Annotated in this window: 17 protein-coding genes; 8 read left to right on the top strand and 9 right to left on the bottom strand. The window is 37.6% G+C overall.

Annotated features, from left to right (window positions below):
* The 7 genes from ACEW8U_RS18570 to ACEW8U_RS18540 form a co-directional block, all read right to left on the bottom strand.
* Window positions 1-298: DUF4221 family protein (locus tag ACEW8U_RS18570; RefSeq protein WP_373523557.1), on the bottom strand; the 298-nt coding region annotated here is incomplete at its 3' end.
* A gap of 223 nt (window positions 299-521) precedes the next feature.
* Complete coding sequence (locus tag ACEW8U_RS18565; protein WP_373523556.1) at window positions 522-740, bottom strand: hypothetical protein; 219 nt, start codon at window positions 738-740, stop codon at window positions 522-524.
* 105 nt (window positions 741-845) lie between these two features.
* Complete coding sequence (locus ACEW8U_RS18560) at window positions 846-2,417, bottom strand: cysteine peptidase family C39 domain-containing protein (protein ID WP_373523555.1); 1,572 nt, start codon at window positions 2,415-2,417, stop codon at window positions 846-848.
* A gap of 682 nt (window positions 2,418-3,099) precedes the next feature.
* Window positions 3,100-3,522: a DUF6508 domain-containing protein gene (locus tag ACEW8U_RS18555; RefSeq protein WP_373523554.1), complete on the bottom strand. Its 423-nt coding sequence runs from the start codon at window positions 3,520-3,522 to the stop codon at window positions 3,100-3,102.
* Window positions 3,523-3,627: 105 nt separating this feature from the next.
* Window positions 3,628-3,966: a molybdenum ABC transporter permease gene (locus ACEW8U_RS18550; RefSeq protein ID WP_373523553.1), complete on the bottom strand. Its 339-nt coding sequence runs from the start codon at window positions 3,964-3,966 to the stop codon at window positions 3,628-3,630.
* Between the two features lie 165 nt (window positions 3,967-4,131).
* Window positions 4,132-5,190: a DUF932 domain-containing protein gene (locus ACEW8U_RS18545; RefSeq protein ID WP_373523552.1), complete on the bottom strand. Its 1,059-nt coding sequence runs from the start codon at window positions 5,188-5,190 to the stop codon at window positions 4,132-4,134.
* 37 nt (window positions 5,191-5,227) lie between these two features.
* A complete protein-coding gene (locus tag ACEW8U_RS18540; protein WP_373523551.1) occupies window positions 5,228-5,632 on the bottom strand; it encodes a single-stranded DNA-binding protein in 405 nt (134 codons plus the stop codon).
* Between the two features lie 1,028 nt (window positions 5,633-6,660).
* On the opposite strand from ACEW8U_RS18540, the gene ACEW8U_RS18535 reads away from it, so the two are divergent.
* Together ACEW8U_RS18535 and ACEW8U_RS18530 are read left to right on the top strand one after the other, a co-directional pair.
* Window positions 6,661-8,532: a T9SS type A sorting domain-containing protein gene (locus ACEW8U_RS18535; RefSeq protein ID WP_373523550.1), complete on the top strand. Its 1,872-nt coding sequence runs from the start codon at window positions 6,661-6,663 to the stop codon at window positions 8,530-8,532.
* Window positions 8,533-8,534: 2 nt separating this feature from the next.
* Complete coding sequence (locus ACEW8U_RS18530) at window positions 8,535-9,149, top strand: hypothetical protein (RefSeq protein WP_373523549.1); 615 nt, start codon at window positions 8,535-8,537, stop codon at window positions 9,147-9,149.
* Window positions 9,150-9,582: 433 nt separating this feature from the next.
* On the opposite strand, the gene ACEW8U_RS18525 is transcribed toward ACEW8U_RS18530, so the two are convergent.
* On the bottom strand, window positions 9,583-10,398 hold the full coding sequence (locus ACEW8U_RS18525) for a LytR/AlgR family response regulator transcription factor (protein WP_373523548.1): 816 nt from the start codon (window positions 10,396-10,398) through the stop codon (window positions 9,583-9,585).
* A 433-nt stretch (window positions 10,399-10,831) separates the two neighbouring features.
* Here ACEW8U_RS18525 and ACEW8U_RS18520 point away from each other — a divergent pair, with 433 nt between their 5' ends.
* The 6 genes from ACEW8U_RS18520 (at window position 10,832) to ACEW8U_RS18495 (ending at window position 22,261) form a co-directional block, all read left to right on the top strand.
* Window positions 10,832-11,668, top strand: coding sequence for an RteC domain-containing protein (locus ACEW8U_RS18520; RefSeq protein ID WP_373523547.1), 837 nt, complete (start codon window positions 10,832-10,834; stop codon window positions 11,666-11,668).
* A gap of 454 nt (window positions 11,669-12,122) precedes the next feature.
* Complete coding sequence (locus ACEW8U_RS18515; RefSeq protein WP_373523546.1) at window positions 12,123-15,299, top strand: SusC/RagA family TonB-linked outer membrane protein; 3,177 nt, start codon at window positions 12,123-12,125, stop codon at window positions 15,297-15,299.
* Window positions 15,300-15,331: 32 nt separating this feature from the next.
* Window positions 15,332-17,077, top strand: coding sequence for a RagB/SusD family nutrient uptake outer membrane protein (locus ACEW8U_RS18510; RefSeq protein WP_373523545.1), 1,746 nt, complete (start codon window positions 15,332-15,334; stop codon window positions 17,075-17,077).
* Between the two features lie 84 nt (window positions 17,078-17,161).
* On the top strand, window positions 17,162-18,688 hold the full coding sequence (locus tag ACEW8U_RS18505) for an arylsulfatase (RefSeq protein ID WP_373523544.1): 1,527 nt from the start codon (window positions 17,162-17,164) through the stop codon (window positions 18,686-18,688).
* Window positions 18,688-19,419: an SGNH/GDSL hydrolase family protein gene (locus tag ACEW8U_RS18500; protein ID WP_373523543.1), complete on the top strand. Its 732-nt coding sequence runs from the start codon at window positions 18,688-18,690 to the stop codon at window positions 19,417-19,419. The genes ACEW8U_RS18505 and ACEW8U_RS18500 overlap by 1 nt, the downstream gene beginning before the upstream one ends.
* Window positions 19,412-22,261, top strand: coding sequence for a sugar-binding domain-containing protein (locus ACEW8U_RS18495; protein ID WP_373523542.1), 2,850 nt, complete (start codon window positions 19,412-19,414; stop codon window positions 22,259-22,261). Before ACEW8U_RS18500 ends, ACEW8U_RS18495 begins: the two co-directional genes overlap by 8 nt.
* Before the next feature lie 44 nt (window positions 22,262-22,305).
* On the opposite strand, the gene ACEW8U_RS18490 is transcribed toward ACEW8U_RS18495, so the two are convergent.
* On the bottom strand, window positions 22,306-22,674 hold a 369-nt coding region (locus ACEW8U_RS18490; RefSeq protein ID WP_373523541.1), incomplete at its 5' end, for a helix-turn-helix domain-containing protein.

Here is a 22,674-nt window from a genome sequence, read left to right as displayed (position 1 = left end):
CCATGGGATGTCCGCCTAAAGAAAAGTTTTCAAAAAAAATCTTCATTAGTTTTTCACCTTCAAAAGAAAATAATGTGCAATGATTCATTGCATTTATCAGGATTTGACTTTTACTAAGAACTTTAATCCTACCTACAGAATGTCCCGTTCCGTTGGGTCCTTCTTTTTCAAAAGGAAGTTTTTCCTCCAACCTCAATTCATCCAAGTTAATTCTCTCTAGTGTATGGTCGTCCTCATTAAAATTAAAAAGGTATTTCTCGTCTCCGCTTTTGTCTGCACCAAATAGCTGAGATTTCAAAAATATAATTTTATCACCAGGATTAATTAAAACGGTATCTTTGGAAAAATGAATTTTGGAAAAATAATCCACTCTGGCGTTTTCAGTTTTCCCAGTGCAGCAAGCAAGGAAAAAAAGAATCAGGAAAGTTAAATTTCGCATTTCTATTTTTTTTTAATTTTAGTTGGCCATACCTCTAAAAGATATGGCCAATAAAATGGATTATCAATTTAGCTATTCGATATCAATTACATACTCCACTCGATGCACAATACATTGATACAGCGGCTTGAATTTCTGCCGCAGAACAGTATGTACCCTCCCAGGCACCTGCTCCTCCATCTGTGCAATGGCAATACACTCTTTGACAATTTCCAGATCCCCCAGTAATCTTTTTCATCTGACTTTTTCCCAATACCTCATCGGAAGTAAGCCCCAGGATTTCTAAACTTAACTTTTTCATGTTTTTTAGATTTTATTGAATATTAAAATCTCCGGGCATTTAGGTCAGCCGAAGCCTCTGACCATTCATCGCGACTGAATATTTTTAGAGCCTATTTGGCTGTATCTATTCCAAAACATATTTTAAATCCTCCACAGCATAAGCTTTGGGCAACTCATGGCCATTGATGAAAATGGTGGGCGTGTAGGTAATATTTTCTACCTCACTCCATGACAGCATAGACTGAAGATTGGCGTCCTGTGCTTTTAGTTCGCCATTCAAAGGATATTTTGCAGCAAAGGCAGCATAATCCTTCTTTTCGGCAAAATACCAATCGTCCAGAGCCTTCTTGGTTACTTCAGGATTGTCTTTGGCCGCTATGGCCATTAAATGGCTGACTGTTTTCAATTTGACCTCATCCTTTCCACCCGCCAAGAATATGATCTGAAGATCAATGTTACCTGTCTTATATAATTCTTCCAAAACCGGATGCGTTTTGGCACATGGCCCACAATAAGGATTGCAAACTTTGAGTACATGGAATTTTGGCGATTGCCCTTTCATAAATATCCCTAATCCTTCCGGGCTATGGGTTAGTTTTCTGGAACTGGATAGCAAATAATCGAATACTTCCCTGTTCGACATAAACCTGGCAAGTTTGCTTTTTTGCTTTTGAAGTTCATTCTTCGCCAATAGATAAGGCTTCGAACTAAGCCAGGCCAACACAGATCCTGTAAAAAGCAATGAAAACAAGGCAAGGTCCTGAAAGCCTATTGATCCAAGGTTTACCAATAGAAGCTGACTGACCAGAACTTCCAATACCAACACTGCCGAAATCCATAAACACAATACACACCATTTCTTGATTTTTGCCCACTGGTAATAGATGGAAATAGGAACTATAACTATTCCTGACAAGCTCAGGTAGCTAAATAACTGCAAGACCGGACCTGAAAATGATGAAAGTGCCAAATGAAAAATGCCCGAGAAAAAATATGCAAAGGCTACTATAATTAAATTGATACCTCCACCTAAAGAAAAGGAATTGGTAACAGCATTACAATCAATGTTTTTCCCTCCGGTACAAAACTCTTTGATGGTTGAATTGTCTTTGTCCACCTCAGACCAAAGCAATATGGATGAAAGCACTAATCCTATTAACTTTAAAGCGAAAAATAACAAAGCTCCAATAGTATGGGATAAACCTCCCGAAAGGCCAAGGGTAATATCCATCAACCAAACTACACCGATAATACCGAAAAGAATAAGTAAAGTCTGGAATATCAAGTTTTCTTTCCTCCTAGTACTATAGCCTGGTTCTAAGGCATTTTCTAATTTCTCTAAAAGTAGGGTAATCCCAGTCCACTTATTTACAAACTCATTTTTAGAAAGGTTTTTATTCTTGCCTTCAACATCCGTGAACTCCACACTTTCCTCAGATATACCGGATATACAACTGAAATAGGGATAGCTATCCCCTTGAAGCTGAACTATGCAGGGCAGTGGAATCTGATCGAGCTTCTCCTCATTAATCTTAACTGCAAGACTTTCGATCTTGTATTTGGCCAATGTATCCGAAATGGACAGCAAACTCTCCGGTTCCGGATGGGAATCCAGGGTCTCTTTGAGATAATTATTTGTAAAAGGAATATCCAACAAGTGTAGGATTCTCTTTAAAATCAAATATGAATTCCCCATAAAAACATTGGTTAAAAAACGATCTTACTTAAAATAAATCTGTTGTAAAAGATTACAAGAACAATTGAACTTAAAAATTAAATTTTATAATTCCAAAATGCCATGATCTTTCAAATGCTTGCAAATCAATCAATTGTATTATTTTAAGACATAAAAAGCAAATATAATTTTTAAACCTTTGTTTACCCCCCCCCCCCCCCCCCCATTCAAACTAATTTATAAGTAAAACTTAGAACTACAGAATTTTAAATTTTTTTTGTAGTTTTTTAAAAAATTTTTGAGTCCAATTTTCTAGAAACAGAGATTGAATATTTCTTTAGTAATTCTTCAGTTTTGATTTTATTTTTTATGCCATGGGGTTTTATTGTCTGATATCAAAATCCAGGTTAAGAGCAAATTACAAAAGAGATGACAAAGCCATATAAACTCTTAGGTGGAAAAGAGTTTTTTGGTTCTTAAGTATAAAACAATTATTTCTATCGACAAGGATGAAATTTGGAGTTATTTTAAAGAGATGTTGTATCTTAAAAGTATCAATCGAAATTTTCCATCATTCCTCAAAGCCTCCTGCCGAAAATCCCTTCCAAGTCCTCCAATAATAACCCGATTTTCCGGCAAGTGGCTGCACAGTCGCCTTGAACATCCTGCCTGTTCCGAAGTATGAGGAAGGGGCAGGAGGTAGCTATAGACCCTTCAGCATTTTCAGCAACATACCGTTTTTAATGGCATCATCCAGAAAACCGTTGTTGGCTTTTTCCATATACATGATCACGCTCAACAATTTGAGGATTTTGAAAGGGCTGATATCGGGTATTTGCCTAATGCCCTGCACAATTTCCAATCCTTCAGTCCATTCCTCCCAGGCAAAATTTATCAGCAGACCTGAATAGAGCAAGTGTTTCTTAAGCTCCTGACCCACAATATCAAAATCCATATAACGCTTTCTGGCTTCCTCTGTCAGGGTTACAGGAAGGGCTTTTTTAACCCTTTGGATTTCTTCTTCCATCTGTGGGATAAAAGTCTTTAAAGTTGCAAGGGCATTTTTTCCTTTTTCGGATCCTAGAAAACTTTCAAAGTTCTCAATAGGGGTATGGACAGGTTTCATTACATTCCAAGATATCCCAAAATTCCGGTTTCCTCAAAGCCTATTGCCGAAAATCCCTTTGACTGAAAAGGGATTTTACGGCAAGTGGCTGAACCGTAGGCCTGTTCATGCTGTCTGTTCCGAAGTATGAGGAAGTGGCAGCATGTCCTCCTTCAATACATTGTAAACCAATTCTGTTTGCTGGGCTTTTCTTTCCCTTTCTTTTTTTTCAAAATACTTTAAGCTATAATAATAACCAAGGATCAAAACACCTCCCCAAAGCATCAAAAATGCCAATAGGCTGAAAACCTTTTCAATACCAGTTATAAACATGCCTTTTTCAAAGGAACTGAAATGCTCCAGTCCCCCAATACCCCTCCTATAAAACCTTCTTCTGGAAATGGCATACCTGATGGCCAATCCTATTACCACCATCAACCATCCAAGCAATTTGAAATCTTCCATAAACCGGCCTATCAGTGGCTGCGCGAGCAGCCTGTTTAAAAACTAATTTCTTATTAATTTAGTGATTTCTTCAAAACCCACAAAGTTTTGGGTCAAAAAAGCGATTTAAAAAAGGGGAGGGGCAAGCCCTCCCTTTTCTAAAATTTGCGTTTTCCTTTCATCTTTTCAGTTAAGGACCAATGCATCTGCCCCTGATTTTGCAAAGGCTTCGCAAAGATCAAATGCGGTCTGTGATCTTGCCTGTCCCGTGCCTCCAAGCAAAAGGGATTTCAGTTTGGACTCTCTGTCCCTGTACTTCCTGATATTCTGGTAATACCCCGTAACCGCATTGTATGCCCCGAAAACCGTTCCTTTGGTGGTTTCTGCCTGTTGGCTGGGATTGGAAAAGGTATATTCATAAACCTCATTACAGGTATTTTTGAACAGGGTCGAGAGTTCATCATCATTCCCTGCTTTGAGGTGACCCAGGGTTTCCCTGTTGGGACACATGGCAAGTTGAATGAGTTTTTTTACCTCTGGATCGCTGATCCTGACTTTTGTCCACCTGTTGAATATCCCTTCCAACTGGTCAGAGAAAATATTGCTCATGCCCATGACCCTGTGTGCCGTTTCCAGCCTTTCCTGTGCTCCTGAGGTGTGGCGGATCCTGATGGCGTTGCTTTTGTTTTTCATGGCAGCGTTCAGGGTATTATTGCAGACTATCCTGATGGGGGTAAATGCTGCCGTGATGCTACCGCTTCCGTCGTGGCTTGTGGTCAGGAAAAGGTATTTTTCAATGATATCATTATTGCCCACACGGATATAATCGGGAAGTTTGGCAGTGATGAAAATCCTTTCCCCCTTGCCGAGTGCACCCGCTGTTTCATAGAGTATGCCCTCACCGCCCACAATACTATCAAAGAATGCAAATGCATCGGTGTTCTGTACCACTTGGTAATCTTTCCCCACTACCCCCAATACTGCATGGCTGTCCATGCGCATGGTTGCATAGTGGGTATGGATACGGATATCTTTTTCTTGTGGGCTGTCCCCTGATTCCTGGGGGTCTGGTCCTGTGAACAAAGGTGTTTTTGCCACCTCAAAATCAAGTCCTGCAAACTGTATGGCCTCTTTGCTGGTGGGATAGTCAGAAACTACCTGTCCGAGTCCGTGCCATGCTTTTTCCTTTACCGAAAAGAAACTGTGTTTGCCTGTGATCTGGTCTAAATGGATGTTATGTGCCATGATTTTTGAAATTTAAATGTGATGGATAATTGATTGATCAGAATGGGAGGTCGTCTTTGGCTTCCTCCATTGAAATCCCTTTGGGAGTTTCGGATGCCTTTTCCAGCGGCCTGTCAGAAAGGGAATCCTGTTTTCTTGCCCCTGCGAGCAATTTGATGTTGTTGACATGAAAATTGAGCCTGCCCACAGGGTTTCCTTCCCTGTCTATGTAGGCATCCGCATCGAGCCTCCCGAAGAGTTCCACCAGTGCGCCTTTTTTGAGAATTTTAGCTACTCCAGCACTGATCCAATAAGAGCAGCTTACAAAGCTTGTCAGCTCCATTGTTTCCCCGGATTTGGTCCGGTACCTGTCATTGATTGCCATGCGGAAGTTGACTACTTTCCTTCCGTCCTTGAGTTCGGCGGTCTCTGCATCCGCCGTAAGTCTTCCAGTGATTACCATAATAAATGTGATTTAGGTTAAACATTTGTTCTGTTTCCCCTTTCCTGTAGTCCTCCATAAAAAACACTGTTTTTTAAAAGAAAAAACGGGAAAAAAGAAAGCAAAGAGACAGGTGTCCGGCGACAGCCAAAAGGAAACGGAATAAGTCCCGCAGGGTGCACGGACCGAGGAACGAGGGGCGGGCATTATGCCGTAGTCTTTTGGCCCCTATAAAAAATCATGACAATCCGGACACCACTTTAGCTGCCTTTTTATCCGTTTTGTCTTAAAAAAAGTAGCAATAGCTTTTCAGATTAGGAGTATTTGCACCAATGCACCTATTGTTCTGATTCTGAAACTTTATTGTATTCACTAAATTCGCTTTAGTGGTTGCCCGTAGGAGGGAACCTGGTCAAATTGGCTGGAGAGGAACTTCATTGCTTGAGTTTTTCAGCAGAACCTAATAAATGCAGGTTATAACCTAAAATTTTAAACAATCATTTGAAGACCTTAACTTCACAATGCTTTAACCGAACTTTATTTCTAATATATTACCTTTGAGAAAGTATTTTTCTTCATAGGTATTGATGATATTTTAAACAGGGCTGTTTGGCTTTTCCGTTTTTTTATTGATGAAACTATATTCTGGAAAACAAACCCTTCAGTTTTGATGATGGTTTTTAAAAAAATAACAGGGCAGATAAATAAGAGACCAATTGGTAATCAAGCTAGGAATTTTTTTCCTATTTCCGAAAATAATAGTATAAAAGTCAACAGTTGTAATGATAATTCATCAGATCTTGTTACGTGTAGTTAAATTTTATCTCCGAGAAAAAAAGTAACTAATCCTTGCTTTTTATATAAATGGTATTTAGTATTGAAGGATTTTAATTCTTAGTTCCTTGATTATTTTATAATTTAATAACAACGGAAAATTTAGAAAACCGGACTTTAAAATTGTTTTTGCTCGGATAATGAAATATATCTGAAACTACCCTTCTTTGAGATCAACCATTATTTTAAATAATTTTTAACTAAAATCATTCATTATGAAAAAGTTTTGCCTTCTACCATTCTTAATGGTATTTCTTTTGGACACTGCGGATGCCCAGAAAGAAAACAACAAAATCGTAATTCGTGAAATAGGGACTGAGAGCGTTAGACTATCAGTTGAAAGTCTTCAAAAGCTAAATAACTTTAAACAGTCAGAATTTATAAAAGAAATTACTTTTGTAAATTTAGAAGGAATCAAAAGTCTTATAAATCTTGAAGAAGCTTCTTTTGAATTGCCGGGTAAATCAGGAAAGATCCATGCAAGAAAAGTACAATTAGACCTGAATTCACTGGAAGATTTTACCTGGTTAGGAAAATCCAAAGGGGTAGATGTACTGCTTAGCGCAAAAAACGGGAGGATTTTTGGGCAGTTAAGAAAAAAAGGTGAAGTGTTTGATCTTCAATCTCTCGATAACGGGCAGATGGTTTTGATATCATACGACATGGAGAAAGTGAATCAAATGACCTGTGCAACTGATGAAATGGCACCGCCAATCTCCAAACAAGACTCTGTTCAAAATTGGGAAATAAAGGATTTCAAAATGGTCAAAACTTCTGAAAAAAACATTCCTGACCAATCAGAAAATATGATGACCACTCCATTTATAATTCGTACCCTAGTGCTATTTACACCAGCAGCAGCGGCTACTGGTATGAATATGAATGATCTTGTCAATACTGCCTTTACCCAGTGGCAATTGACCTCAGTCAACAGCAATACCATAGCAACTTTGCAACTTGGTGGGGTACAAGAGTTAAATTTCATAGAATCGAATGGACCTTTTGGAATCGATAATATTATTTTTGATATCAATGCCCTTGCAAATAATTTAATAGTTCAACAACTTAGAAACAATACTGAAGCAGATATTGTGCTTTTAATTACAGATGGTCCTTATGGAGGAGCTGCTGGAATTGTGAGAGAAATTGGACCGAATGAACCCAATGCCTATGGAATTGTACAAGCAAGTGCTGCTACTTCCAACTTTACATTTATTCATGAAGTAGGTCATCTTTTCGGGGCAAGGCATGAAATCACAAATGATCCAGCCCCAGGGGATGCCCATGGCCATGACTGGCAAACAGGTATGTGGCCTTTTACAAATAAGTACAGGTCAATTATGAGCACAACCAAAATTAATGTGGAACGTGTTATGCACTTCTCAAATCCAAGAAAAACCCACCAAGGAAAAGCTACCGGGATTATTGATGAGGCATTCAATAATAGGGTAATCAATGTCAATGGACCGATTGTGGAAGCATTCCGGCACTCCGCTCAGGCTTTATGGGCCTCAATTAATGGTCCAAGCTCTGCCGACAATGGAGACTTGCTGGCTTTTATACCCAACATCCAAGGGGGACAAGGTCCTTACACAATGGCATGGTATGCCAATACTGGATCGGGATTTTATTATGCGGGAAACGGTGGGCAACTTAATATTGTTATGCCTAACGATGAAAACCTTCAAATACAATTGACAGTAACTGATGCAAATAATGATAATTTTACTGCCAACCGGTTTGTCCAAAACAATTTTTTGGGAGGTGGATGTACGATTTGCCCTGATCAAGGAGATAAAATGGAGACAAATACAGATGATGAAAATATTGAAGAAAAATCTATCCTCTATCCTAATCCTGCCTCTAACATAATAACTTTAAAATTATCAAATATTCTCAATGACCCACTTCAATTTGAAGTATTGGAAGTAAACGGCAACAAAAAAGCCTCCTCTCTGGTTAAGGTACTATATAAGACAGAGGATAAAATGGACCTAGATATTTCAAGGTTGAGACCGGGGGTTTATATGATAAGGTATTTGGACAAAAATAATTCCATTAATAGCCTACGTTTTGTAAAGGAATAAATATGAAGAAGCAATTGATTTTGATTACCTGTGCAATCTTTCTACTTAATTCCTGCGATAATGATAAGGAGATGGTACTCGATATTGGAGTTCCAAATGGTGTAATTTCAGCTTTAAAAAATGGACAAACCTGGAATACTAATGAGGCCTATTTTAGCCATTCTGAATTTTCTGAATGGCAGGAGAATAATGATTTGCTTCCTCAAAGCTTTATACTCAGTGGTGGTTCACATGATAATGAGCAAATCGTTAGGGAAGGTTTTTCAATACGTTTTATTCTTCCTTCATGGTCCCAACAAAATATAAGTGATTCTTTTGATTTTGATGCAGCTAGATCAAACGACATTAGTAAATTGATGTCCTTGTTTTACACTATGGTCGATGATGGTGATGTATTGGGAACTATTTACGGTACAGATACCTCTGCAATTGATAATTATATACAGTTAGTAAGATATGACAAAAAAAGGAAGGAAATTCACGGTATTTTTCAGGTTACGCTTTTTATGATTGAAGGTTCCATATTGGAACCTAATGCGCCTGAGAAACTCCAATTTACTTCTGGTAAATTCAGTGCAAAAATTCCGGAGAAATGGATTATTGGATTTGATGATTGAGTCATTTCAATATAGGTAAGGCTTTAACAATCATTTGTTAACCTTAACTTCAAAATCCCATAACTTTATTAGACACATTACCTTTATGAAATTTTTTTTTCTTAATAGGTATCGATGATATTTTAAACGGACCAGTTTTACTGTTCCGTTTTTTTATCGGTAAACCAAAAGCTTGGAATACAAAGTTTTGAGCTTTTGAGGGGATGTTTTCAAAATGAACAGGACAAATACTATCATATTGAAAAACTGTATACTCAGCAAGGAATTGTTTTCGTATTTCCGGTAAGTTAAATATGAAAATCAACAGATATAACTATCTTATTCTTGTTTTTTTTAGATGGATAGTTTTTAACATTAGAGAATATTAATTGAGCACACTCCCATGGAATCAAACTCCATTGAAACACCATTTTTACTTCAATATCCTATTCCCTCAGGGCTTCCCTGCCCACTTCTTAAAATCCCTTGCCCTTTTCTGACTAACAATCACAGCCCTGTCAAAGTCAGGTTTAATTTCCAGACGTAGTTTCCCGAATTCTATTGTTTCGTAATGGCTGCAAGCACTAATATTGATGATGATCTGTCTGTTTGCCCTGAAAAATTCGGTAGCGGGAAGCTTGTGCTGCATCTCGTCCAATGTATGGTTGATCATAAAATCCTGACCTGATAAGGTGCGCAGGTAATTATATTGGTCTTTGTGAAATATATAAGCAATCTCCTCATGGCTGATAGGAATGTTCCTGCCGGATTTATGTACCCAAACAAATGGTTTGATGTGTTCCTGCCCATCGTCTTTCAACAGGCTATTGACCAGATAGGAAATTATCAGCAACAGGTTTAAAATAACCAAAAGAAGAATGGCGACGGGAAATTTCAAAACCAAAAACCCCGATTCCCTGACCCCTGTTCCAAGGAGATAATGTACAAAGGCTGTCAGGACATAGACCAGAAATGCCGGAAGAACCAGCGCCAGGACAATTTGGTAAAACAATCTTTCAAGGAATTTTCCCCTCCAATCATAAAAGAGATTGAGGTTGCTATCAATCCATGAAACATAAAATACAACAGCAAACGCTGCAGCTCCTGTATATGCAAGGGAGATAAAATATTCCCTGCTCAGGATCAGATCGAGCAGGTTCCTCTCATCTCCTATACTAATGATAAAGTGTGCCGATATGATGGAAGCATAAAGTATCGAAAAGAATCCGGGCCAGAACCTATTTACTACAGTAGCATTGGAATTAACCATGGGTTATTTGTTAAAAGATTTTTAAAAAAAGAGCAGGTAAGGTCTTCAATGGGTGAAAACAGTTTAAAGTCCTTTTCGGCAGAACAGGGTGATTGAGATTTTTGGGTGTTAAGTTCAATAATAAGTTATTACGGATAATTTACCAAAAATGACTAAAAATAAGGTTGTTTGGTAAAATTTTATAAATAATATATGTAAAGCATAAAATTATATGGATAAAACAATTTATGATATCACAGTAGATTATGAAAATCCTTGAAAATAATTGTATATACTTCAGTGGTCCATCATTATACTTGAACACTTTTTTATAATACTCCGCGTATGTTGGAAACCATTCCGACTAATTGTTAAGGTTCATTCTGTTAGATTGAGTTGTGATCTGAAATCATTAATTCGATCAATAAACTATGTGGGTTATGACAGAGATATAATGGAAGATTTTATCAAAGTCCTTCATGCGAGAATGAAAGAATCTATCAGGCTATCGGGAATGACTGCTGATAATGGGATTCAGTCTGCGCACTCTTGTCTTGAAGCTGTAAGGGAAATCCTTTCAGAATTGTACGCTTTTATGGACACTCAGGATTTTTTGGACAGAGAAACGGAAATCAGGTTTTACAAGGAATACCTGCCCATGTTCCGCTCGGAGCAGTTTTATTATGCAGACCTGGTCTTTATAGAAACCAACAGACCCTTTGGAACCAAAAAGCAGACCATCAGGTATTTTTCGGGACTGCTGAAGGAAAAGGAGCTCTTTTTCAGAAGAAACAATTTCCTGTATAAGTATTATTGTTTGGGAAGAAAAGACCTGGACGAAGAGCTGTTTTCAAAGTCAAAAACAGAAACACAGTTGTTTAAGTCCCCGCTTTTTGGAACCGAAAAGGAATATTTGTCGGACTGCAGCACTTCCCTTTCCCTGATCATGGCCAATGAAAGGATTTCGGCATTCCTCAAAAAAAGTATCAGGGAGCTTGAAACAGGAAAGAATGAAACATCAGTCCCTAACAAATCCCATATGCTATGGACGGATTCCAAGGCGGCCCTGATCGAACTTGCCTATGCCCTTCAGAGCAGGGGTTCGGTAAATCAGGGCAAAAGCGATGTCAAATCCATCATCCAAATTCTGGAAGAGACCTTCAATGTGGAAACAGGGAATTTTTATAGGACATTCCAGAGCATGCGTATCCGTAAAAAGAACCGGACTGTTTACCTGGACAACCTGAAGGACAGTCTGGAAAAACGAATGGATGAGGCGGATAGGGAATGATCCGCGATCTTGAATGAAGATTAACTTTTAAATGTTAGGAATTCAAATCTAATTTTTTTTGTATCATTTTTTAGGTAAAAACCTCTTTCCTTTTCTAATCCAATTCAAATTTCTTATGAAGCACTAATTCAGTTGACCAAAATCAGAAGGATAAAATATAGCGCTATTGGTAAGCAGGATTTATTTCATTTTTCAATTCAATGAAAATTCAAAAGCCTTTAAAGTGGAATATGTTCGAATATCTTTAGATAGGTCTAAAATTATAATTTTGTCCATGTTCTATTTTTTATCCTCCATATTTCCCTTTTTTTTTTGATTTAGTTTTATCCCATAGTTAGAAATAGGAGAATTAAATTTTTAAAACATCAATAAAATTAAAATTTGTCCAACCTTATTTCAAACGTTGCAGAAGTTTAATTAATCAAAAGTCATTTAACCTAAAACCCTAAATAATATGCGGAAATTTACCCTAAAATGTGCAATGTCATTTTTGGTGGTTTTATTCATTCAAGAAGCTGTTGCCCAACAAATTGTAGTGACAGGGAGAGTAGTCGATAGCGATATGAATGAGGGAATCCCTGGAGTGAGTGTGGTAGATCAAAGGAGCAGGGAAACTCAGAATATCGTAGGTACAATCACCGACATCAATGGTGAATTTTCCATATCAGTTTTACCGGAGTCCTCCCTGACTTTCAGTTACATCGGTTACAGTACCCAAACAATACCTGTAAATAATCAAACAGTCATTAATGTGACTTTATCACAAGACGAAACAAGATTAAGTGAGGTAGTTGTGATTGGTTATGGTACCCAACAACGTTCAGATATTACAGGATCAGTAGCTTCTTTGAACACTGAGGATGTGGTAACTGTTCCTACAACCAATGTCAAGAACCTTTTTGCAGGTAGAGTTCCCGGAGTATTATCCATGCAAACTCCCGGACTACCTGGAGCAGATAACTCTGATTTACGGATAAGAGGATTCGGAAATGCTTTAGTTATTGTTGACGGAGTGGAATCATTTTTGGATCGAATTGATCCAAATGACATAGAATCAGTTACTGTTTTAAAAGATGCCTCTGCAGCAATATATGGTGCTAGAGCCGGTAATGGTGTAATTTTGATCACAACTAAAAGAGGAAAAGCAGGAGATGTTAGGCTCAATGTTCATTCTTACACTGGAGTCCAAAATCCAACTCTTTTTCCCAGACAGACTGATGCAGCTGGATATATTCAAATGGCAAGAGCAGGGCAGTTTAACAGGCAATTTAACCCCGACAATCCTGGGCAGGAAATCAATTATGGAGAATTTACTGAAGAAAGGCTTGATCAATATTTAAGTGGTGAATTGCAAAGTTATGATTGGACACATGCATTGCTTAGAGATGGTGGGGGTAGGATTTCGGCAAACAATATCAATGCAAGTGGTGGAAGTGAGGATGTGAGATTTTATACCTCAGTAGGTTATTTGACTCAAAATGGACTTTTTGATGGGAACTATGACTACAGTAAAGTTAATATAACAAATAATCTTGAAGCAAAAATAGGGAATAGGATTAATTTGTCCTTTATGTCCTCTTATATAGAAGAAGAAAGGGATTATGCTCAATTTGACCCCGGTACAATTTGGAATAACCTTAGAACAGCTAAACCATTTTTTCCCACGGAATTGCCTGATCCATCAAGAATTCCATATTCTGGATTCACTGAAAGAAACCCAGTAGCTGGTACTCGAAAGGATTTTTCCGGGTTCAATTATACCAAGCTGGAAACCATTGCCGCAGCATTACAACTTGATTACGATGTACCTTACATTGATGGGTTGAATATGGGTTTTAGGTTCAATGTGAGGATGAGGAATATATACAATGAAAATTTAGCTAAACCATTTGAGGTATTTGAATATAATCCAATTAATGAAGAATATATTTTAAGGGGGAACAGGGCTGTTAATCAATTCTCAAAATCCATAGGAGGAAGTCAAAATGACCCCAACAGAAGAATTCTATCCCGGTTTTTTCTGGAATATCAAAAACAGTTCAACAAGCATAAAGTAGGTGGTCTAGTCTTCTATGAAGTTGAAGATAATACAATAAATACTGTATCGGCCTTAAGAAGGAACCTGTTGTCTCCCAGTATCCCTCAGATATCAGCAGGTGATGATGCTCTCACGACAACGGGAGGCACTGGTGTCTTGGTCGGATATGGTAGAACCAGTTATGCAGGTAGATTGAACTATGAATTTGACAACAGATTTCTGGTAGAAGGCACCTTCAGGGTAGATGGTAGTTCTAAATTTGACCCTCAGGTAAGGTGGGGATTTTTCCCATCAGTTTCCGCTGGTTGGAAAATGCACAATGAAGGATTTCTTAAGAACAGCAGTACTATTGATGAAATGAAATTAAGACTTAGCTACACCCAGACGGGTATAGATGCTAATGTAGGTAACACTGCTTTTCAATATTTAAGTGGATTTTCGGAATTGGCACAGGTTTATTACTTGGATCGTGCCAATCCCACTACCCAAATTAGAACAACTGGACTCGCCAATCCATTTATTACTTGGGAAGAGACAACCCTGTACAATGCAGGAGTTGATTTCGGTATGTTAAAAGGCAAATTATATGGAAATGTTGATGTCTTTTATAGGTATAGGGACGGCCTGTTACGACAATCTTTGGAAGGATTACCGTCCACTTTCGGTGCAAATCTACCTTTGTTCAATCTTGACTCAAGAAGTGACAGAGGATTTGAATTTCTTTTAGGTTATCAAACAAATATTGGAAAAGTAAAACTTGATGTAAGTGGAAATTTCACCTATGCAAGACAGAGATTTGAAAACTATCAGGAAAACATAGATTTTGATGATCCCAATCAGGTTAGGATTGACAGAAATTCCAATCAATGGTTCAATCGAGGGTTTGGATACCTTACAGATGGCATTTTTAATTCCCAGGAAGAAGTGGAAACTTGGATAGCCAACAACGATGTGGTAACCATCAATGGTACTCCAAGAGTAGGTGATATCAGGTATTTGGACGTCAATGGTCCTGATGGAGTGCCCGATGGAGTAATAGATAGGTATGATTTACAGCAGATCGGTTATGGAGGATTCCCTGAAATAAACTTTGGTCTCAACCTGAATCTGAGCTATGACAATTTCACCCTAACTACTGTGTGGCAGGGTGCTAGCAGGTTCAACATCAATGTTGGAGGCATGTACAGAAACCCGTTCGATAATGAAAATGTACCACTGACTATTCACAATGAATACAGTTGGACTCAAGATCCCAATAATCCTGGTATTGGTAATAATCCTAATGCTCAACTGCCTGCCTTTGATATTGATGGCTCTAGGCCTTGGAACAATGTCAGTTCAGATTATTGGTTTAAAGATGGGACATATTTAAGACTTAGAACTGCCCAACTATCTTATAACATCCCTCAAACTATAGCTAAAAAAGTATGGACAAGAAGTATCAGGCTTTATGTGGCTGGTGAAAATTTGCTGACATTTTCAAGATTGGGAATCTTCAGTGATATTCTAGATCCAGAACAAGCATCCAATATAGGAACTTTTGGACTCCCAGTATTGAGATCTTACACTGTAGGTATCATGTTAGGTATTTAAATATTAGGAATACAACGTAAATTAAAATTGCCATGAAAAATAACATATATATATTAATCTTAAGTTTGATTACATTCAGTTGCTTTGACAATTTGGATAAGGAACCTGATTTTATATCCGAAAATCTGGTATTTGAGGATCAAAATTTAACAGAAGCTTATATTGCTGATTTATATGAAAGAATTAATTTTCAAAGGGGTAGGGAAGTGCCTATGGGAACAAGAAGTGCGGTAGGCGCTGAACATATAGCCTTTGCGAATTGGCAGGAACCTAACATAGCTGCTACCAGACAGTATATCGCAGAGACTGGTCCCGGACCTTTGGATAGATGGTTGTACACACCAATAAGGGATATGAATTTTCTTTTGGAAGAAATTGGTTCGAGTACTTCCTTTTCAGAACAATACATTAATTTGAAAAAGGCCGAAGTGAGATTTCTAAGGGCGTTTGCTTATTTTGAAATGGTCAAATCATTTGGTGGAGTTCCATTGGTTTTGAGTGTACAGGATATAGATGAGCCTAGGGAAAATCTGCTGGTTTCCAGGGACAAGGAAGAAGATGTGTATGATTTTATTTTCAATGAACTTGAAGAAGTAAAAAATATATTTGACAGTAATAAAACAGGTGCCAATGGGCGAGCAGATAGATATGCCGCATTGATGTTGCAAAGCAGGGCAATGCTATATGCTGCAAGCATTGCCAGAAATGGAAGTATTGATCTTGATGGTGTAGTTGGAATTCCTTCAGGAAGAGAAAATGAATTTTATCAAAAATCTTACAATGCATCCAAAGAAATCATTGATTCAGGTTTGTTCCAACTTTATGATCAAAATCCCGATAAGGTTCAGAACTACAGGAATATTTTCTTGGATGAAGGGAATAATGAAATGATTTTTGTTGAAATTTTTGAGCCTTTCATCAAAGGACATGATTTGGATTTTATGGCATTTCCCGCTGGATTTAATGCTACTTGGAATGCTAATTGGCCGGTTCTTTACGATTTTGTAGAACTTTTCGATTTTGTAGACGGCAGATCAGGACAAATTGACAGGTCTCAATTTAATAACCAAAACCTCTGGGATATCGATGATTTCTTTGGTAATAGAGATCCAAGGTTTAGGGCTTCGGTATTTTATCCTGAAGCTGAATTTCAGGGAAGAAAGGTTTTCTTTCATTCCAATACAGTTTATTTTGAGAACGGTAACAGAGTAGTATCCACTCAGGAAGGTCAAAATTTTCAAACAATAAATGGAGAAACATTCCCTGGTGCAGCACCTCAGCGGAACAGAGTAAATACCGGATTGCTTTTGAGAAAGAGGGTTGATGGGTCCAACACATTGCCTCAAGTTGCAAATTCAGGACAGGATTATGTAATTTTTCGATATGCTGAGACCTTGTTAAATTTAGCAGAGGCAGCCTTTTATCTGAATTTAAACGGGGAATCTCTAGATGCCATTAATCAAGTAAGGGTAAGAGCAGGAATGCCTGTCTACACATCAATTGATGAAAATAGAATAAGGAAAGAAAGACAAGTAGAGCTTTGTTTTGAAGATCAGAGGTATTATGATCTGGTAAGATGGAGAATTGCCGATCAGGTACTTTCGGTGAGAACAGCTGGTATGGTATTCAGTTATCATTTAGAGGAAGATCAATATGCAATTACCTTAAGAAATGCTGAAAACCTTTTAAGGGTTTTTGAACCACGGAGATATTACCTTCCTTTTGGTTTAAATCGATTGGCTCAAAATTCCAATTTGGTTCAAAATCCAGGGTTTTAGAATTAAAATTATCTAGGTAACAAGTAAATTATATTGGGGTGGCCAAAATCAAAACAATATTGGCCACCCCTTAAATTTGAGCTCATGAATTATAAAATACTACAATTTGCAATTTTCCTTTCTACTCTTTGTTTTTTTCCCTTCTTGGTATACTCTCAGATCCAAAAGCCTAATATTGTTTTGATATATGTTGATGACTTGGGATATGGAGATATTGGAGTTAATGGTGCTGTAGGGGTTAATACTCCAAATGTAGACAATTTGGCAAAGAGGGGAGTTAATTTTACTGACGCCCATAGCAGTTCTTCAACCTGTACCCCATCTCGATACTCCTTATTAACTGGAAGACATGCCTTCCGGAATAAAGCTGCAATCATTAACGGTGACGCTCCCTTGATCATAGATCTGAACATTGAAACTTTGCCCAAAATGCTTCAAAAGGCAGGTTACCATACAGGGATCGTGGGTAAGTGGCACTTGGGGTTGGGTAATGGCAATGTGAACTGGAACGAGGAAGTCAAACCCGGTCCAAAGGAGGTCGGTTTTAATTACAGTTTTCTTATTCCTTCAACGGGTGACAGAATTCCCACTGTTTTTATGGAGAATCAACGTGTTGTAAACTTGGATCCAAATGATCCTATTGAGGTGAGCTATGGTTCTCGTTTGGACGGATATCCATTAGGCAGTGAAAGACCTGAATTGTTGAAACAACATGCAGATCCCATGCACCTTCAATCAATTACAAATGGATATGGAAGAATAGGTTTTATGAAAGGTGGCAAAAGTGCACTCTGGGTGGATGAAGATTTTCCTTTTGTCCTTTCTGAGAAAGCAGTTGATTACATTGAAAAACAAAAAGAAAATCCGTTTTTTTTGTTTTTCTCCTTGCATGATATTCACCAACCTAGAGTGGCGAATGTGGAGTTTGTCAGGAAAAGTTTGATGGGACCAAGGGGTGATGTAATTGCTCAAATGGATTGGTGTGTAGGTGAAATAACAAAAACGTTGGATAAATTAGGTATTACTGAGAACACCCTATTGATTTTTACAAGTGACAATGGCCCGATTTTAGATGACGGATATTTTGATTATGCGCGGGAAATGGTAGGAAGTCATTTGCCTGCCGGTCCTTTCAAAGGAACCAAATATTCCATTTATGAAGGGGGTACAAGAATGCCCACTATTGTTTCATGGCCGGGAACTGTTGAACCAGGTACGAATGCAGCATTGATTTCACAGACTGACTTCTATGCTTCTTTGGCAAAATTAGTCGGTCAGCCTGTTGCTAGTGGTAATGCAGAAGATAGTGGGGAATTTTTAGATGTTCTATTGAATAAATCTGAGAAGGGAAGAGAATATTTATTAGAAGAGGCCTATGTTTTTGGAATTAGACACGATAACTGGAAATTTATTCCGGCCAAGAATGTCGATGTGCCACAATGGTTGAGGATTAAGTATGTAGATCCCGGTTTCTTTCCAGAACCTCAATTGTTTGATTTATCCATTGATCCATTTGAAACAAATAACCTGGCAAATAAATATCCCGATAAAGTGAAATCAATGGAGGCAAAGCTGATTTCAATTGTCAACGGAGAAGCCAGTATTAGATAATGCAAAAGTTGCTTTTATCAACCACTATCTGGATAATTTTATCCTCTTTCCCAACAAGCATCTCTTTTATAGCAGATGAGGGGAATCCGAGATATTTGAATCCGATCATCCAAGAGCTGGAAAAAGAGTGGCCTAATAACAGACCAATAAATTTTGTATTTCCCGGCCATTCTGTTCCAGCTGGATATCAAGTTACACCAGAAATACGCACTTTAGAAGCTTACCCTCACCTTTTGCTAAAAAAAATCAAGCAGGATTATCCCCAAGCCCATTTAAATATTATTGTAACGGCTATAGGAGGTGAAAACTCATTGAGTGGGTCAACCAGATTTGGAGAAGATGTGCTCTCTCATCAACCAGATCTGATTTTCATTGATTATGCGCTGAATGACCGCAATATAGGACTAGAGGAGTCTCAAAGAGCATGGGGAAATATGATAAAAGCAGCCCTTGCTACAGAAATTAAAGTGATCCTTCTTACACCGACTCCGGATCTCAATGAGGATATTTCTGATGAAAAATCACCTTTGAATCTTCACGCAGAAATGATTAGAAAGTTAGCGAAAGAATATAAGGTAGGAATTGCTGATTCTTATGATTTGTTCAAACAATTATCGAAATCCCATAAACTGGAAAAATACATGGCTCAAAAAAACCATATAAATGACAAAGGTCATGAATTGGTTAGCAACCTGTTGTATGAATATTTTAACCCCAACAACCATGAATAATATAAAAAGGATTTTCTGGGTGTTAGGGTGTCAATCTTTTGTTTTATTCTCCCTTTTTAGTTGCATCGAAAATGATTCGACCAACTATATTGATCTGACAGGAGAGTGGAAATTTGAAGCAGATCCTATGGATAAAGGTATTACCGAGAAATGGTTTTCGGAAGAATTAAAGGATTCAATTAATCTACCAGGTTCTATGGCTGAAAACAATAGAGGAAATAATCCAAGTGTTGACCAAGAATGGACTGGTACTTTTTGGAATAAGGAATGGTTTACCAATGAAAAATATGCCCAATACCGGGAGCCGGATAATTTGAAGTTATCATTTTGGCTTACTCCTGATAAGGTATATTATGGGCCGGCCTGGTACCAAAAAGAAGTTGTAATTCCTGATTCCTGGAAAGAAAGTCATATCAGATTATTTTTGGAAAGACCGCATTGGGAAACCACTGTATGGATTGATGATCAAATCATAGGTATGAAAAATACACTTGGAACTCCTCATAATTATGAATTAAATATTGAAAACCTTAACCCAGGTAAGCATACTATAACTATAAGGGTTGATAATAGGGTCAAAGAAGTCAATGTTGGTCTGAATGCCCATAGTATCTCGGATAATACGCAAACCAATTGGAATGGTATTGTTGGAGATATTCGGCTAGTTGCTACTCCAAGAATTTATATGGAAGAATTAAAAATTATACCTGATATTTCCAGGAAATCAGTTAGTGTCAAATTAAAAATAAAAAATAATAGTGGAAATAGTCAAAAGGCAAAATTGACTTTGACAGCAGAGAAATTGAATGGGGATTTCCCAAACGAAAAAACAATAAACCAAGAAGTTGATCTCGATATAGGGATAAATAACATTGACCTGTCCTATCAAATGGGAGACAATCCTGCATTATGGGACGAATTTAATCCAAATACCTACCAGATGGTTTTGGCATTGAAATCAGATTCAGGAACTGACTTAAAGCATGTAGATTTTGGAATGCGAGAATTTAAGGTAGATGGCAAACATTTCTCTATAAACAACAATCCTGTGTTTCTACGTGGTACCTTAGAATGCGCTATTTTTCCCTTGACTGGATACCCTCCTACCAAAACAGAAGATTGGGAACGTATTTTTAGAATAATTAAAGACCACGGATTAAACCATATGAGATTTCATTCTTGGTGTCCACCAAAAGCAGCTTTCCAAGCAGCCGATAAAATGGGGATATATCTTCAGGTAGAAGCATCTGCATGGGCAAGTATCGGCGATGGTGAACCAATTGATCAATGGTTATATGAAGAAGCAGAAAGCATATTGAACGAATATGGCAATCACCCATCATTTGTAATGATGGCGCACGGCAATGAACCTGCGGGTAAAAATCATAAGGAATACCTCATAGAATTCGTGGATTATTTTAAAAATTATGATGACACTAAAATCTATACAAGTGGAGCAGGGTGGCCCTATATAGATAATGCAGATTATTTCAATTCGCCTGCTCCCAGAATTCAACATTGGAACCAAAACCTTAATAGCATCATAAATAAATCAGAGCCACAGACCGTTTTCGATTACCAAGAGTTAACTGATAAAACACCAATGCCAGTAGTAAGCCATGAGATGGGGCAATGGTGCGTATTTCCTAATTTTAATGAAATGCCGAAATACACAGGTGTATTAAAACCCAAGAATTTCGAAATTTTCAAAGCAACATTGGAAAATAGCAATTTGGATCATCTAGCTGACAGCCTTATGCTTGCATCTGGGAAGTTACAAACTTTATGCTATAAGGCTGACATAGAAGCAGCCCTTAGGACTAAACATTTTGGAGGTTTCCAATTGTTGGATTTACATGATTTCCCAGGCCAAGGCACTGCGCTTGTTGGAGTATTGGATGCCTTTTGGGATGAAAAGGGATATGTCACTCCGGATGAATTTAGAGCATTCAGTGGACAGACCGTTCCTCTAGCCAGACTTGAAAAAAGGGTTTTTTTAAATTCTGATACCTTGAAAGCTTCAATAGAAATAGCGCATTTTGGAGAAAACCCCATTTTAGGAGTGGAGCCTAAATGGGAACTGATTGATAACAACAAAATTGTTTTTGCAAAAGGCAGTTTAAAGGCCAGCGATATAGAAATCGGCAATGGGATTCCTTTAGGTAAGGTAACAATTCCATTGATTGCAATCGAAAGTCCCAAAAAGCTAACATTATCTGTCTCCGTGGGGAAAAACACAAATTCTTGGGATGTATGGGTTTATCCATCTGAAAATAAATCCAGAAATAATGAGGAAATTAGGTTGGTTAAAAACCTGGATAATGAGACCATATCATTTTTAGAAGCTGGTGGAAAGGTACTTTTAAGCACCGTTAAAGGATCCGTAAAAGGGGAATTTGGCGGAGATATCGGTATTGGTTTTTCAAGTATATTTTGGAATACATCTTGGACAAATGGACAAAAACCCCACACCTTGGGAATACTTTGTGACCCCATTCATCCGGCATTTGTACAATTTCCAACAGAGTTTCATTCCAACTGGCAGTGGTGGGATTCAATGTCTTATTCCAATGCGATCATTATTGATCAATTTAAAGGTCTAAATCCTATCGTTAGAGTCATTGACGACTGGTTTAATAATCGGAATCTTGCATTGATATTTGAAGTTAAGGTGGGTAAAGGAAAACTTATTGTAAGTGGTATTGATTTCCATACTGGTATCGAAAGACGAATAGAGGCACAACAATTATTGTTCAGTTTGGAAAATTACATGGCATCTGTTAAATTTTCTCCTTCCTACCCAATCGAAATTGAGGCTCTACAAAAATTCTACAATAATTAAACAATTATAATTGTTTCCAACTTTTAACCTTTCGTGGTTTAATATCAAAGGTTTTTCCTATACTCCCTTGGTGAAACTCCCATGTATTTCTTAAATAGCCTGGAAAAGTACAAAGGATCTTGAAAGTTTAATTCGTAACTTACTTCCTTAAGTGACATTGGAGTAAGGTTGATCAATTCACATGCGTATTGGATTTTAAGTAGATTAAAATAATGAATAATTGAATAGCCTGTTTTTTGCTTAAATAGTGAAAATATGGTGGAATTTGACTTATTGAATTCTTGGGCGATTTTAGAAATAGTAATTTTTTCAGTTATATTCTTCTTAAGATAAGCTTTGATTTCATTGATCAGCTTATCATTTATATTACTGACGGTATCAGAGGATCTAAGTGAATAATACAAGAATGAGCC

It is taken from the genome of Aquiflexum sp. (genome assembly GCF_041751335.1).
Lineage (GTDB): Bacteria > Bacteroidota > Bacteroidia > Cytophagales > Cyclobacteriaceae > Aquiflexum.
This window is presented reverse-complemented; position numbering and strand designations above follow the sequence as displayed.